Raw genomic sequence first — 15713 nt, 5'->3', positions numbered from 1 at the left:
GGCGCCCAGGCGCCACCGGCAATCGACGGCTGTCACGACGCGGCCTGGACATGGCACTGTGCGGCGCCCGCCCGGCGCGGATGTCAAATGACGCGACCCGCAGCCGTGTCATCGCCGTTCATCGTTGACATTCCGGTGCATCATCGGCCGTCGTCGCCGTCACAAGTGGCCGTGTCAATCGACGATTTTCGTTGACATGACACTGTGCCGCGCGGCGCCGTCCCGCCGCCGGCCGCCGGCGACGCACCCCGTGAGCGCGCCGAGAGGGGCCTGCGAGCGGCGCGGCGGGCAGCCGTGAGCGGGCGCCATGTCAGGGCGCCGCGGTGTCGGCATCCGATGTCAGCGGTTGTGACACCGTCGCGTGTCACAACCTCTCGGCGTGTCAATGTGCAGCTCAGAGGCTGTGACACGAGGCCATGTCAATGATCACAGTCGATGTCAAAGATCGTGTGACACGGCGGCACCGCACCGGTGTCACACCGATGGCCCGCCGGTCCGATGCCGGTCCACAGGTGGCCTGAGCAGGGCTGTGGGCGTCGCGTGAGCGGTGTCTGGCGTACTGGCACCCCTCGGGCGCCGTCGTGACACGCCGACGGTGTCAATCGATGATCTTCCCTGTCATAGGAGTTGTGACATGACCGTGTCCGCCACCGTGTCCGCCACCGCCGCCGACCGCGCCGGCCGTGACAACACCCCCGACCTGACCGACGCCCCTCGCGACACCACCATCAGCGCCGCCGGCAGCAGCGGCGCCGCGTCGCCTGCCGGCGGGCCCAGCAACCCGCACGATGACGCGGCGCCGGCAGCCGACCTCGACACCGACACCCACGGTGACGACGGTGACGACACTGACGACGGTGACGACGGCGAGGGCTGGCCGTCGTCACCGTTCGCCTGCGTCGACACCGCGTTCGCCGCGCTGACCACCGAACCCGACCCGCTTCGCATCCACCTGTCCCACCTCGACCCGGCCCTTGATCTGCCGGCCGGGCCGGTCAACCTGGCCGACCTGCGGACCTGGCTGGACGAGCACCGCCGCGACTGGCCGGCCCTCGACGCGGTGTGGCGGGAGCTGATCACCCGGGCCCGCCTCGACGGCCCGGCCTGGGTCATCGCCGCGACCGCCCTGGCCATGCCCGCCCTGGTCCGATGCGCCGCCGGTCTTGTCGCCGGCGGCTGGTGCGGCGACCCCGACGACGTCGACGCCGAGATTCTCACTGGGTTCCTGGGCGCGCTGCGCGATACCGTCGACCTCGCTCGCCCGGCCCCGTACGCCCGGCTGCGCCGCGCCGCGCAGCGCGCCGGCCGCGCCCTGGTCGCCCAGCAACGCGGCATCGTCCTGGTCGACGACATCGACGCCATCCCGCCCGGGCCACGCACCCCGCAGCGGCCGTGGGGCCACCCCGACCTCCTCGTGCGCCGCGCGGTCGAGCTCGGCCTCCTCGACGTGTGCGACGAGCAGCCCTACATCGACACCCGCCTGGGCCGGCGGGCGATCGAACCGATCGCCGCCCGCCTCGGCATCAGCACCGACGCGCTGCGGATGCGGCTGCGCCGCGTCGACGAGCGCCTCGCCCGGGCGCTGGCCGAGGGCACCCTCACCGGCGCCGCCTCCCCGGAGGCGCAGCAGGCCCTGGCCGCCCAGGCCGAGCATCGCCAGCAGACCCGCACCGCCCGCGCCGAGAACAGCACGGCGAACCCGGCGCACCCGGTGACTGCGGTGACTGCGGTGACTGCGGTGACTGCGGTGACTGCGGTGACGCCGCAACTCGCCGCCGCCTAAAACGACGGGCTGGCGCATCCAACCGCATCTGTCGCTTCCGACCGGGCTGTGCCGCCGCCCCCCCACCACGGGTCGGCGGCACAGCCCGGTTTCTGTCCCCGCGCACCGCGGGCAGCGGCACCGCCGCCCCGGGCGTCCAGGCAGGCGTCCAGGTGCGCTGCGCCGGTGACCGGAACCTCGTATGCGGTGCGCACGGGGGCGAGCTGCTGTGAGCCGCGAACTCGCTGGCCTTCGCGCTCACAGTGCTCAGGTGGCGGGCCGCTCACAGCGATCGCGGCGGCTGTGAGCGGGTTGTGAGCGACGGGGGCGTTCGCCACGGCTCACAAACCCGGATAGGGGGGTGCAGGACTCCCCGGCCCGGCCAACCTCAATGGCCCGGACCGCACTGGGGGTTCTGCCCGCCGCCGGGCAGTTCCCGGTCGCGAGTGCCGCGCCGGTCCGTCCGCGCTCGGGTGCCGCGCCAACGTGATGCGCTGACACCTCATCCACGCCCTGACCCGTAAGGGAGGACGCGCTCCTCCCGAGCGCGCCGACGGTTCGCGCCACCGCACTCGCCCACCGGGCACCCGCTCGGCGGCGGCCACATCCGCTGCTTCGAGCATTCGCCCCGCACTGCCCCGCCGGAAATCCCGCGCCTTGAAGGCGCCGGCCCGGCCGCGGCTGCGGGGCGGGAGGTGACCCCAACCATGTCCCGCATCCCGCGGGCACGCCTGCGTGCCCTCAACCCGTACACCACCCACCGGTCCACCGCGTCGAGCAACGACGCGTCGAGCAACGCCGCGTCCCGCACCGCACCGTCCACGCCACTGTCCACGCCACTGTCCACCCCGCCGTTCGCCGCACCGTTCGCCGAGGAGTCGACCGCCGGCCGGCGCCGGCAGGCCGTGGTCCGGGCGCTGTGCGCCACCGCCGCCCTCACCCTGGCTACCGCCGCGGTGATCGTGGTGCCCTCGGCCGCCAACGCCGACCCGGGCACACCGGCCGTCCTGGCGGCGAATGACCTGCCCACTGTCATCACCAACCTGCAGACCTGGGTGATGGGGATCCTGGCCGCGGTCGCGACCCTGTTCTTGGTTTTGGCCGGGGTCTACTGGGCGACGGCCGGCGGGGACCCCGCCCAGGTCGACAAGGCCAAAGGGGCGTTGAAGAACGCCCTGGTCGGCTACGGCCTGGCCGTCCTCGCCCCGATCCTGCTGGAGGTCGTCAAGGGCATCGTCGGGGGCTGACCACTATGGGTTGGCTCCTCGACGGCATCATCGAACGACTCCTCCAGCAGTTCGCCGATCAGATCCTCGACGCCTTCGACGGGCTGATCGCGCTGATCACCAACGTCATGCTGGTCACCCCGGACGTGACGAGACTGCCGCAGGTGCAGGCCCTGACCGGCCGCTCGGTCCTGATCGTCGACCTCGTGTTCGTAATGTTCTTCCTCGCCGCCGGCGTGCTCACCATGCTCGCCGGCGGCGACGACCGCACCCGGTACACCGCCAAGGACATGGTTCCGCGGTGCATCGTCGGGTTCATCGCCGCACACTTCAGCCAACTGTGGTGCGCCAAGATGATCGAGCTGGCGAACGCGCTCACCGCCGCCCTCGTCCGCGACGACCTCGCCGGTGACGGCGAAGTGCGACCCGCCGCAATCAGCGGCATCAGGCGGCACCTGGACGCCGCCGAGAACGACCTCAACCTGATGCTGTTCGTGGTCTGCGCGGTGATCATCCTGATCCTGCTCGGCTCGACCGCGGTGTCGATGGTCGCCCGGTTCCTGGCCCTGCTCGTCCTGACCGCCGCCGCGCCGCTGGCGCTGGCCTGCCACGCGCTGCCGCAGACCGACCCGATCGCCCGGCTGTGGTGGCGCTCCTACGGCGTCGCCCTGGCGATCCCGATCGGCCAGGGCCTGACCCTCTACGCCGGCCAGTGGATGCTCGTCGACAACGACCACATGCTGGCCGCCTTCGGCTGGGGCGACGCCAGCGGCGCGATGAACCTGTTCATCGTCATCACCATGCTCTGGATCACGCTGCGGGTGCCGGGGCTGCTGCGCCGGTACGTGTCCGGCGGCGGCGGACAACGACCCAACCCGATCGGCGCGATCATCCGAGTCGTCGTGGTCCAACAGCTGACCCGCGCCGTCCCCGGTCTCGGCCGCGCCGCTCACGCCGTCCGGTAACCCGCCGAGCCGGCGAGCCGGCGCGCCAAGGCAGCGCGGCAAGGCAATGCGGAAAGTCGAACTTCCGGTCGTCCGGGTGCTGAAAGCACCCGGCGACACCGCTGTCATCCAAGCTGTGAAAGCGAGTGACGATCAATGCATCTGAAGAAGGACCTTGACGACGGGCCGTACAGAGCACGTATCGCTTCCGACGTCGACGCCCCGGACAAGGTCGTCTACGGGCTGACGTTCCGACAGTTGGCCATCCTCGCCGTCGCCGCGGTTATCGGCTACGGCGCTTGGAAGGGCCTGCACACCGTACTCCCGGTGCCCGTTCTGCTCGCCGGCGCCCTCGTCCTAGGGGGTCTCGTCTTCGGCCTCGCGGTCGGCCGCCGCGACGGGCTACCCCTCGACCTGTGGATCCTCGCGGGGCTGCGGCACTCCCGCGCCCCGCGGGCGCTGACCACCACCGACACGACCGCCCGGACTCCGGACTGGGTCGACGGCTCCATGGGCAGGATGCCCCTGCCAGCGCCGTTGAAACTGCCCGCCGACGCGATCCGCGACGACGGGCAACTCAGCCTCGGCGGCACCAAGGCGGCGATGGTCGCCGCGACCAGCGTCAACCTGGCGTTGCGCACCGCCGACGAGCAGGCCGCGCTGATCGACACGTTCGGCCGGTGGCTCAACTCCCTCGCCACCCCGACGCAGATCGTGGTGTCGGCGCAGCCGGTCGACCTGGCATCCTCCGCCCGCACCCTGGCCCGCACCGCCGACCGGCTGGCGCACCCGGCCCTCGCCTCGGCGTGCGCGGACCACGCCCAGTTCCTGGGCGACCTCGCCGAGCGGCGCGATCCGCTGCGCCGGCTGGTCCTCATCGTCGCCCGCGCCGGCGCCGGCGAACGCAGCGAGCACGCCGCCCGCCGCCGCGCCGACGACACCGTCCGCGCCCTGTCCGGCCTAGGCGTCACCACCCGCGCCCTGGACGGGCCGGCGGTGACCGCGGCGCTGGCGGCGGCGGCCGACCCGTACCGGCCATCGCGGCCGGGCGGCCTCGCCGCCCCGGACGCGGTCATCACCACGACGCCGGCCAACGCAACGCCGGCCAGGAAAACACCATCCAACCCACCATCTCAGAACCGCAGAAGGACTTCGTCATGAAGCCGTTCACCCGCCGCACGGCGTCGACAGCCGCCCCGGCCCCGCCCACGGCGGGGCTGGCGGCGGCCGTCGCCCCCGCCTCGGTCGAGGTCACCCCGCGGATGCTGCGCGTCGGTGACGGCTACGCCGCCACCCTCGTCGTCACCGGCTACCCCGCCGAGGTCGGCCCCGCCTGGCTCGAACCCCTCCTGTCCTGGCCGGGCCGGCTCGACCTCGCCCTGCACATCGACCCCCTCCCGGCACCGATCGCCGCCAAACGCCTGCGCACCCAGCGGGCCCGGTTCGAGTCGTCCCGCCGCGCCGACACGGAGAAGGGCAAACTCGCCGACCCCTACGTCGAGGCCGCCGCCGACGACGCCGCCGACCTCGCCGGGAGGTTGGCCCGCGGCGCCGCCAAACTCTTCCGGGTCGGGCTGTACTTGACGGTGCACGCCCGCACCGAGACAGAGCTGCTCGACGCGTGCGCGCAGGTGAAAGCCGCCGCCGCCTCCACGCTGATCGAGGTGCAGCCAGCGACCTGGCGGCACCTGCCCGGCTGGACCACCACCCTGCCCCTGGCCACCGATTCGCTGCAGATGCTGCGCACCATGGACACCCAGGCGCTCGCCGCCGCGTTCCCGCTCGCGAGTGCTGATCTGCCGGCACCGCTGCCCGGCGATCCCGCCACCAACGGCGGCGTCCTCTACGGCATCAACCCCGACTCGTCCGGGATCGTGTGGTGGGACCGCTGGGCGCAGGAGAACCACAACAGCGTCGTCCTGGCCCGTTCCGGCGCCGGCAAGAGCTACTTCGTCAAGCTCGACGTGCTGCGCAACCTGTACTCCGGCGTCGTGGTGTCCATTGTGGACCCCGAGGACGAGTACCTGCGCCTGGCCGACGCGGTCGGCGGCACCGTCGTCCGGCTCGGCCAACCCGGCGTGAAAATCAACCCCCTCGACCTACCGGTCGGGGACACCCGCCCGGACGTGCTGACCAGACGGGGCCTGTTCCTGCACACGTTCGTCGCGGTGCTGCTGGGACACCAGCCACCGCCGACCGAACGCGCCGCCCTGGACCGGGCGATCCTCGCCGCCTACCGCTCCGCCGGGATCACCGCCGACCCGGCCACCCACCACCGGCCCGCCCCACTCCTGGCGGACCTCGCCACGACCCTGCGTGCCGATGCCGACCCGGCCGCCACCCAGCTCGCCGCCCGGCTTGCGCCGTGGACGGAAGGCTCGTTCTCCGACCTGTTCGACGCCCCCACGAGCACCCGCCCGGAGGGCCACCTGGTGGTGTGGAGCCTGCGGCACCTGCCCGACGAACTGCGCACCGTCGGCACCCTCCTCGCCCTCGATTCGATCTGGCGCAGCGTCGACACCCCCGGCAACCGGCGCCTGGCCGTGCGCCGCCTCGTCGTGGTCGACGAGGCGTGGCTTCTGATGCGCGACGGCGAAGGCGCCCGGTTCCTGTTCACCATGTCCAAGGCCGGCCGCAAAAGGAACTCCGGCCTGTCGGTGATCACGCAGGACGTCGCCGACGTGCTGGGCACCGACCTCGGCATGGCCGTGGTGTCCAACGCCGCCACCCAGATCCTGCTCAAGCAGGCCCCGCAGGCGATCGACGCCGTCGGTGACGCGTTCGGGCTCACCGTCGGCGAGCGGCGGATGCTCCTCGCCGCCCGCACCGGACACGGCCTGCTCGTGTCGGGCAGCAACCGCACGGCGTTCGAATCGATCGGCTCGCCGAGCGAACACGCCCTCGCAACCACGAAACCGAGCGAACTGCTCGACCTCGACGACCCAGACGACCCGGACGACGACGGGGAGGACCTGTGACCATCTTCGCCCACGGCGCCATCCCGGCGCCACTGCACGCGCCCAGCCATCCACCGCCCGACACAGCGTTCGACACTGTGTTCCTCGCCTCGCCCTCGCAGTTGCCGTCACCGGCGCCCAGCCCGCCCGTGCCGGGCGCCGGTTTCGTTTCCGAGCCGTCGCCGGTGGCGGCGTGGCTGATCGACGCCGCGCACTGGGCTGCCGCGCGGCCGTGGCTGCTCGCCGTCGCCGCCGCGCTGCTCGTGCTGTGGGTGGCCGGGCGGAACCTGCTCGACGGGTGGCGGCACCTCCGCCACGCCATCGACGCCCGCCTCGTCACCATCGCTCCGCCGCCCGAGGTCGACGAACACGCCGCGGCGGCGCTGTGGGCCAACCTGCACGGTGTCCTCACCCCGTCCCGCCTACGGCGGCTGTTCTACGGCAGCCCGCATGTGGTGTGGCAGTACATCTGGACCGGCCGGCAGCTACGGATCTCGGTGTGGGTGCCCGGCACCGTCCCACCCGGCGCGGTCGAGGCGGCGATCCGCGCCGCCTGGCCGGGCGCCGCCTGCACCAACGACCCCGGCGCCCCGCCACCGATCCCGCCGCGGGCGGCACCGGCGACCGGCGGGCACCTGCTGCCCCAGGCCGCCGAGTGGTTGCCGTTCAACACCGACTTCGACGCCGACCCGCTCCGCGCGCTCATGGCCGCCGGCGCCCAACTACGGCCCGGTGAGTACGCCTGCGTCCAGGTCCTGGCCCGCCCCGCCCCGCCGAGGCGGGCGGCGCAGGCACGGCGGGCGGCCGGCAGGTTGCGGGACGGCAAGACCGCCGTGCCGGTCATCAACCCGGCCGCCCCGCTGCTGTGGCTACTCGAGGAGTTCATGCCCGGGCGGCTGTCCCGCACCCCGCGAACATCCGGCAACGGAAGCCATCCGTCGTCGACGGGCCGGCGCGATCCACAGGTGGAACGCGACGTGCGAGCCATCCTCGACAAGACCGCCCAGCCGCTGTGGACCGCCGGCATCCGCTACTGCCTTGCCGACACCAGCCACCGCGACGGATCCCGCCCGGAGGGCCGGTTGCGGGGAATCGCCGACGCGGTCGCCTCGTCGTTCGCGGTCTACGCCGCCCGGAACCGCCTCGGCCACCGGGGGCGTATGTCGCAGCCGGTCGCGGTGGTCGCGGACCGGCGGCTCGATGCGGGGTTCCTGCTCGCCGGCGACGAACTGGCCGCCCTCGCGGCACTGCCGCGAGACCTGGCGGTGCCGGGGTTGGACCGGGCGCGGGCCAAGCCGATGCCGGCCCCGGTCGCCGTCCCGGCCGGCGGGCGGGGCATCAAGGTGCTCGGCGACGCCGAGGTCGGCGGGCACGGTGTCGGCCTGTCCGTGCCGGACGCCCGCTACCACCTGCACGTCGTGGGCTCCACCGGCTCCGGCAAAACCACGCTGCTGGTCAACATGGCCGTCGACGAGATCAGGGCCGGCCGCGGGACGGTGGTCATCGACCCGCACGGTGACATGGTCACCGACATCCTCGACCGGCTCCCCGCCTCAGTCGCCGAACGGATGGCCGACCGGCTGGTCATCTACGACCCGGACCAGCCGAACCCGCCGTGCCTCAACCCCCTCGAAGGCGACGACCCCGACCTCGTCGTGGACAACCTCGTGTCCATCTTCGGCAACATCTTCGCCAAAGCGTGGGGGCCGCGGATGGACGACGTGATGCGGGTCGCCTGCTTGACGTTGCTGCGGCACGCGAACGTCACGTTGCAGCACATCCCACCGCTGCTCAACAGCGCCCAGTTCAGAAGCGCGATGACCGTCGACCTCGACGACCCGGCCGGCCTGTCCGGGTTCTGGCAGTGGTACGACGAGCTCAACCCGGCGCTGCGCTCGCAGGTCATCGGCCCCGTCCTGGCCCGCCTGCGGGCGTTCTTGTTGAGAGATTTCGTGAAGAAGACGATGCGGTTCCCGCGCTCCAGCTTCGACATGGGCAAGGTCCTCGACGGCGGCGCACTGCTCGTTCGGATTCCGAAGGGTCAGCTCGGCGAGGACACCACCCGGCTGCTCGGCTCCCTGGTCCTGGCGCAGGTGTGGCAGGCCGCCACCGCTCGCGCGACCATCGCCCCCGACCGCCGCCGCGACGCCACGCTGGTCATCGATGAGGCGCAGAACTTCCTCACGCTGGCCAACAGCCTGGACACGATGCTTGCCGAAGCCCGCAAGTATCGGCTTTCGTTGGTGTTGGCCCACCAGGACCTCGCCCAGTTCCCGAAAGACCTCCTCGCCGCGGCGTCGTCGAACGCCCGAAACAAGATCTATTTCACGGTGGCGCCGGAGGACGCCAGGGTGCTGGGCCGGCACACCCTGCCCGAACTCGACGAGCACGACCTGTCCCACCTCGACGCCTACACTGCCGCGGCGCGTCTCGTCGTGGGCGGCCGGCAGACGCCGGCGTTCACGATGCGCACCCGGCCGCCGAGGCCGGTGGCCGGGGAGGCGCTCGCGATCCGGCAGGCCGCCGCTGCCACGGTGCCCGTCCAGGACACCAGCGCCATCGACGAACTCGTCGAGCGGCTCTCCCAACCCAAGCAGCCCGGCGGCAAGGACGGCGCGGGCCGGCAAGACCGGCAGGGCCGCCAGGGCCGGCCCAAGCAGTCCAGGTCCTGACCCGGCCGTGTCCCCCACCCGGCGGTATCCATGCGTTGCCCACGGTCAGTGGGTGTCGTCGAGGTGGTCGCCGACCCGGTCGCGGTGGGGTGGGTTCCCGTGTCCCGCCGCGACTCTCTCCGACACGCCTGACCTGCGCTGTGTGTGCAGCACGTGCGCCTGACAGCGGCCGATCCGGTTGCTCTCACCTGCCAGACACCCCTCGCAAACGAGGGGATCCCTTCCTGCCTAGGAGCACCAGAACCCATGTCGTCCGACAAACACTCTTCGTCCGTGCCCGGTTCCTCCGCTCGCGGTTCTCACGTTCTCGGCCCTGTCTCCGTTGAGGTTTCCGACCTCAGTGCGCTTGCCTCCCTCGTGTTCCCTGCTGCTCGTGGCTCGGCGCCGAGTGCTGCCCGTTCCGGCTCCGCTATGTCCGGCCCGGCAGGCTCGTCGCGGTCCGGTCCGTCCGACCCGGCGGCGTCCGATCCCCGGACCGTTCGCGCGGACCCGCTTGCGGTGTTCCGGCGCATCGTGCCCCGCGACCGGGACCTGCTCGCACTGCTCGCTGAGCACTACCTGCTGTCCACGCCGCAGATCGCGGCGGCGTTCTTCGAGAGCCGACGCACGGCGCAGCGGCGCCTGACCACGCTGCACCGGCTCGGTGTCGTGCACCGCTTCGCCTACCCCAACCCGGAGCACACCGCCGTGCCGTACCTGTACACCCTCGGCCCGGTCGGGCTGCAACTACACCCCGACGCCTACCACGACCCCGACGGCCGGTACGCCAGGGCGCCGCGTAGCTCCATCGAGCGGGCCCGGCGGATCGCCGCCTCCGCCACCGCGGCGCACCTGCTCGGCGTCAACCAGTTCTTCATCGACCTGCTCGCCGCTGCCCGCCGACCCAGCGCCGGCACGGCGACCGGTAGGGCGACAGGTGGGGCGCGGCTGGTGCGCTGGTGGTCTGAGCAGCACGCCACCGACGTCTACGCCCAGTCCGGCATCCGCCCCGACGGGCACGGCATCTGGCGCGCCCACGGCGCCACGGTCGGGTTCTTCCTCGAACACGACCGCAGCACCGAGAACCTCCCGCGCGTGGTGGCGAAACTGCGCGCCTATGCCCGGCTCGCCGAGTTCGGCCCCCGCTACCCGGTCCTACTCTGGCTACCCACCGCCGAGCGGGAGGCCAACATCCAGCGCCTCCTCGCGGGTGTGCCGACGCCGATGCCGGTCGCCACGGCCGTGCACGGCCCGGACCCGGCCGGGCGGGTCTGGACGCTGACCGCCGACGCGACGGCCAGTCCCGGCCGCCGCCGGCGGCTGAACGAACTGCCGTCTGACCACGGCCCCCGCTCCGGCACCAACCCCGGCCGCTACGACCACTGACCGCGCTCGCCGCCTCGCCCGCAGGCGCGCGGGGACGCGACGCCCGCTCACAGCGCAGGTCAACGCCCCCTAGCCATTCCAGGCGACGCTCGACTGCGGTCAGTGACTGCCAGAAACAAGATCACTTGTGAGCGTGGTGTCGTCTCACAGCGGCACCACGCACGATGCGGCCAAGTCGCTCACAAACCACTCACAGCGCAGGTCAACCGCACTGTTCGCCGCTCATTGGCACGGCGGGTGCTGAAAGCGGAGGCCGCTACCGTTCACGGCACTACACAACACCTCTATATCGCTCCACCCCGGTTCGGTCCCACCTCGGGCCTTCCACCGCACCTCCCCGGTGCCCGTCATCCACCCGCCCCTTCCGGGCCGGTCGGTACCCGCACCCCGTGCGGCGATCCCAGGTCGCACCAACCAACAACGCACCACCTGCACCGCATCCGGCGCCGCACCCTAGCGCCACCAACCCAGCCCGTTGTCCAGCGCCGACCCATGCACCCGGTGGGCCGGTCACTGCCGCGCGCCCAGACAGCGCCCAACACCAGGAGGTTCCTCATGGCCAAGAAGACCCGCAACTCTGCATCGTCGACCGCGTCGTCGAGCACGAACTCTTCTGTCATCGGTGCTGCGGCACTGACCCCGACGGTCCGTACCGTGATCGTCTGCGTGCCGGACGGGCTGCCCGGTGAGTCCCTCACCAGCCGTCAGCTCGACAAGCACTTCGGCGTGCAGGGCACCCTCGCCCCCCGCTTCTGGGCCACGCCCAGCATGTGGATGTGGCAGCGCAGCCAACTGGTCGACGCCCGCAAGGGTCGCCCCGTGTACTGCGCGGGAGGCCCCGCAAGGTTGCTCGACCTCGACGGCATGCGTTACGCCGCCGGTGTCGGTGCCGGTGTCCGCCACCAGATCTGGTCCCGGGTTGTGCACGGCACCCGCCCTGCCACCCCGTGGACCCAAATGCTGCAGCGGCACCTGGCCGACCCGGACAAGTTCCCGCGTGACGCGGCGATCGCGGCCTACAACGCCCAGTCGCGGGTCAACGCGATCCGGATGCACAACGCCGTCACCTACGGCGCCGGTCGCCTCGACCTGCACGACCTGGAGATGTTCCAGGCCGGCTGCATGGCCTACCAGCACTACAGCGCCTCCACGGCCCTGGCTGGTGACACCGTGCTCACCCCGGACGGACACCGCTTCGCCCCAGCGAGCGACGCCTTCGCCGACCGGGTGACGTTCCTCGAGCAGACCAACCGCTACCTCGGCTGCCTCGACGCCGACCAGCGGTTGCTCGCCGTCGCCCTCTGAACCCGCTCCGACAAACGGAACCGGCCGGCCAGCACCCGCAGTCCCTGCACCCAAGGGATTCGCACCGTGCTGCCCGACCGGCTCCACCAACCCGCAGTGGGCCGCACGTTGAGCGATCCACCTCAACGTGCCCCGATCCGCTGCCGACGCCGGCATCGACCCCACCACACTCCCGGAACGGAGCCAGGATCGTGAGCAACCTCTACCAGTTCCACCACAACGACCCGGGCGCGGCACTCAACGTACGCGTCATCGACCCGGGCGACCGCTGCGGCCCGCTCGACCGGCACACCCACGACGGACCCGAGCCGCTGATCGAATTCTTCGACGCGCGGCATCCGGACACCTCGACCGGTCAGTTCATCGCCTCCTACCGCCAGTCGGTCGTCATGGACGTCAACGGCGGCCTCGCCCTCAGGGTGGGTGAGCCGACCTGGACGGCGACCGCATGGGTCATGGGTCAGCTGCAGCGCATCCTCGTCGAGCGGTGGTGGCGCTTCGGAGCCCCCACGCCAACAGAGCTCCCGCCCGCCGCCGGTGCCCCGCCGGGCGCGCGGGCGGTCACCGTGTCCTGGTTCCGCGCCGCGGGCGACATGACCTACGCCGTCACCCGCTGGTTCTACCGGAATCGGCACGAGCTGCTGCGATGCCTGACCGTGTACGAGGTCCGCGACTGCCTTGGACACCCGCTCGCGTCGACCACAGCGTTCACCGCCGTCCTCAACCAACGCATGTCGGCCAACGACGCCGCCCGCGCTGCCATGCCCGCCGCAAACCCCGAATGGAACGCCCGCATGCTGCCTGACTGGCCTGCCTGACCTCGGGCAGCACCCCGCATCAAGTCCTGCCGCAGCACATCTGCCGAAGGACGATCGCGAGTCCATGTTCGGAGTCGCCCACCGCTGAACCGACAGCGGGCCGCGACGGCCGCTGCCAAGCACCGCTCGTCCGGAACACCGATGACAGACCGACCTCCACCGCCCGGTGCCCCCCCGGGCCGGGGCGCACATTCCAGCCTGGCCAGCGCACTGGCTGTCCTTTGCCCCTTCTCCCACACAGCCCATCCCGCAGGACCCCACTTGTCCGGGTCCCTTGCCCGGATCCATTCCGGCATGACTGTTCTACAAAGGAGGAACATCGTGACCCAATTGTGGTTCCGGCTGGAGGACGTCATTCCTCTCGCCGAACATGCGATGGCGTGCACTTCGCACCGCCCGACCAAGGCGCAGGACCTGGCCCAGGCTCCGCTGCGGCCCGCCCTGATCTGGAACAGCAACGGCAGCCACGACTGGATCGAGTCCAACGGCATACCCGGCTGGTACACCAAGCACGGCGTACTCCACACCGCGGTGGCATCCACCTGGCAGCACACCGCCACCGGTCGGCGCGGCACCGTCGATCTGCCCCGCTACCGCACCGCCTACATCCCGCTCGGCCACACCGAAGACCAGCCCGGCCTGGCCGTCGCGATCCGCATCGCCCGCGACTACCAGCGGCATTGGATGTGGATCGACATCGACCCGACCGACGCACCCGGACACGTCCGGGTCGGGTTCACCACGCACCGCATCAGCCTCGTCCCGGCCGGCACCATATGGACCTTCGCGACGGTCACCTGCGACGCCGTCGCCGGCGCCAGCTATCCGGCCCTGATCGCGGCCGGCTACACCACCGACACCGGGCATCTGCTAGCCCGCTTCGACCGCGCCACCGTCGAAAACCTCATCGTCGACCTCGACGCCATCCACGACAACCCGGACCGCGCCCACGACCCGATGCCCGGCCAGTACCCGATCCTGCGGATGCTCGACGACGATGTCCTGGCCGTCTACGCCGACTACCACGACGGTTTCAACACGATCGTCTACGAGACAGACGAGGTCTGTCCCGACGGCGACGGACACTACAGCGTCGGCTCCTACCGCTGGCCGTGGCGGCTCGCGAACAGCAACTGGCCCACCTGACCGACCCGCCATCGGCAGCCAGGTCACGCGCTGAGCCGCCGACACGACGAGTAGCAACCCACGCGGCAGCGGAATCCCCCTCGCCGCGCCTGACGCACGACACCACCCACGGCCGATTGCCCGGCCACCGCGCACCCCGCGCGCCCCTTCCGGGCACGGCCGTACGGCTGTGCCCGGACTTCTATCCGGCCTCAAGGGCCTGCTACCGAAGGGAATCCGGTCCATGGAAATCCAGATCACCATGGCCAGCCAGCTCGACTCGACCGACCACCGCACGGCCGCCGACGACGTGGACCGGCACCGTACGCACCGCAGCCGGCGGCCGTCCACTGAGACCGCTGTCGTCCCCGCCGACTCGTTCGGCGCCGGCATCGCGGCCGGCGTCGTGGCTGGTGTCCGTGCCGGCGACCGCGACGCCTTCGCCGCCCTCTACCACTTCACCGTGGACCGGATAACCGGCTACGTCACCGCAAGCGTCCGGCAGGGCGACCGCCACCTGATCGACGACCTCGTCCAGGACACGTACTGCCTCGCCCTCGCCGAGCCACACCACATCGACCCCGACCTGATCGGCTCGATGTACCGCCTCGCGGCCCGGTCGATGGCCAACCACACCCGTTCGCAGCGGCACCACCTGGCCGCGGCCCGCACCTACACTGATCGCCCGACGACCGCCGCACCGCAAGCCCATCCGGGCGACCAACCTGTCTCTGACCGCGTCATCGCGGTGGTCGCCGTCATCTCCACCGTCACACGCACTGCCACGTCCACCGTCGACTCCGCGGCGGCTGGCGTCACCGCGGCCGGACTGCGGCACCTGCTGACCCGGCTCGAACCGCCGCAGCGCCGCGTGATCCGACTGCGGTACCTCGAGGGGTGCTCACGCCCGCAGGCAGCCGCGCGGATGGGCTGCAGCGTCGGCTCCGTGCGCTGGCTCGAACAACAGGGCCTACGCCGACTCCGCGAGCTGTGCACCGCCTGACGTCCGTCACCGTCCCGTTCCGGATCACGAGGTCCTCTGCCGGCTTCGGCGGCGGAGCCCCCGGGATCCCTCTACCTCTCCGAGGAGCCCTGATATCCCATGGCGACAGTGATCCGCACCATCGTGACCGACGACCTCGACGCCAGCGCCGAAGGCGTCGACACCTACCGCTTCGCGCTTGAAGGCGCCGACTACGAGATCGACCTGTCCGAGGCCAACCGCGACCGGCTCCGCGCCGCCCTCGCCCCGTTCATCGCTGCCGGCCGGCGCCTGCCCCGCCAGCACCGCCTAGCAGCCCGCACCGACCGCACCACGTCGGAGATCCGAACCTGGTGGAAAGCCAACACCAGCCGTACCGACCTGCCCGCCTTCCGCAACCGCGGTGTCATCCCGCGACAGGTCCAGGCCGCCTACCAAGCCGCCTACCAAGCCTCACAGCCGGCGGGCCCGGCCACCACCAGCGACTGAACCGCCCACGCCTCTGCAGCGTCTCGTCGGCCTGTCAGCCCTTCGGACCGGCCGGTGTCGCCGTCTGC

The 15713-nt window shown here is 71.7% G+C and carries 12 protein-coding genes; all 12 read left to right on the top strand.

Features of this window, described 5'->3' with window-relative positions; genetic code table 11:
* The first annotated feature begins 919 nt into the window (after positions 1-919).
* The 12 genes from Vau01_RS60285 to Vau01_RS60230 all read left to right on the top strand — a co-directional run bounded on the left by Vau01_RS60285 (position 920) and on the right by Vau01_RS60230 (position 15645).
* Entirely contained in the window at positions 920-1783 is an 864-nt protein-coding gene (locus Vau01_RS60285; protein WP_373320507.1) for a hypothetical protein, read from the top strand.
* Positions 1784-2667: 884 nt separating this feature from the next.
* Positions 2668-3009 (top strand): pilin, encoded by a 342-nt coding sequence (locus Vau01_RS60280; protein ID WP_239153054.1) that lies wholly within the window; start codon positions 2668-2670, stop codon positions 3007-3009.
* 5 nt (positions 3010-3014) lie between these two features.
* Complete coding sequence (locus Vau01_RS60275; RefSeq protein WP_204013517.1) at positions 3015-3953, top strand: TrbL/VirB6 family protein; 939 nt, start codon at positions 3015-3017, stop codon at positions 3951-3953.
* Positions 3954-4088: 135 nt separating this feature from the next.
* Positions 4089-5093 (top strand): PrgI family protein, encoded by a 1005-nt coding sequence (locus Vau01_RS60270; protein WP_204013514.1) that lies wholly within the window; start codon positions 4089-4091, stop codon positions 5091-5093.
* Positions 5090-6910 (top strand): VirB4 family type IV secretion system protein, encoded by a 1821-nt coding sequence (locus tag Vau01_RS60265; protein ID WP_204013512.1) that lies wholly within the window; start codon positions 5090-5092, stop codon positions 6908-6910. Before Vau01_RS60270 ends, Vau01_RS60265 begins: the two co-directional genes overlap by 4 nt.
* Positions 6911-7038: 128 nt before the next feature.
* Positions 7039-9561, top strand: coding sequence for a helicase HerA domain-containing protein (locus Vau01_RS60260; RefSeq protein WP_239153052.1), 2523 nt, complete (start codon positions 7039-7041; stop codon positions 9559-9561).
* A gap of 411 nt (positions 9562-9972) precedes the next feature.
* On the top strand, positions 9973-10926 hold the full coding sequence (locus Vau01_RS60255) for a replication-relaxation family protein (RefSeq protein ID WP_204013509.1): 954 nt from the start codon (positions 9973-9975) through the stop codon (positions 10924-10926).
* 555 nt (positions 10927-11481) lie between these two features.
* Positions 11482-12231: a hypothetical protein gene (locus Vau01_RS60250; protein WP_239153034.1), complete on the top strand. Its 750-nt coding sequence runs from the start codon at positions 11482-11484 to the stop codon at positions 12229-12231.
* Between the two features lie 191 nt (positions 12232-12422).
* Complete coding sequence (locus Vau01_RS60245) at positions 12423-13049, top strand: hypothetical protein (protein ID WP_204013506.1); 627 nt, start codon at positions 12423-12425, stop codon at positions 13047-13049.
* A gap of 321 nt (positions 13050-13370) precedes the next feature.
* A complete protein-coding gene (locus tag Vau01_RS60240; RefSeq protein ID WP_204013503.1) occupies positions 13371-14195 on the top strand; it encodes a hypothetical protein in 825 nt (274 codons plus the stop codon).
* Positions 14196-14418: 223 nt separating this feature from the next.
* On the top strand, positions 14419-15177 hold the full coding sequence (locus Vau01_RS60235; RefSeq protein WP_204013500.1) for an RNA polymerase sigma factor: 759 nt from the start codon (positions 14419-14421) through the stop codon (positions 15175-15177).
* A 99-nt stretch (positions 15178-15276) separates the two neighbouring features.
* Positions 15277-15645, top strand: a complete 369-nt coding sequence (locus Vau01_RS60230; RefSeq protein WP_204013497.1) for a histone-like nucleoid-structuring protein Lsr2 — start codon at positions 15277-15279, stop codon at positions 15643-15645.
* Positions 15646-15713 lie beyond the last annotated feature (68 nt).

Origin of the sequence: Virgisporangium aurantiacum (genome assembly GCF_016863635.1) — a bacterium.
In the GTDB taxonomy this organism is placed as follows: Bacteria; Actinomycetota; Actinomycetes; order Mycobacteriales; family Micromonosporaceae; genus Virgisporangium; species Virgisporangium aurantiacum.
Note: the sequence above shows the minus strand (reverse complement) of the source record. Positions and strands in the feature narration are given on the sequence as shown.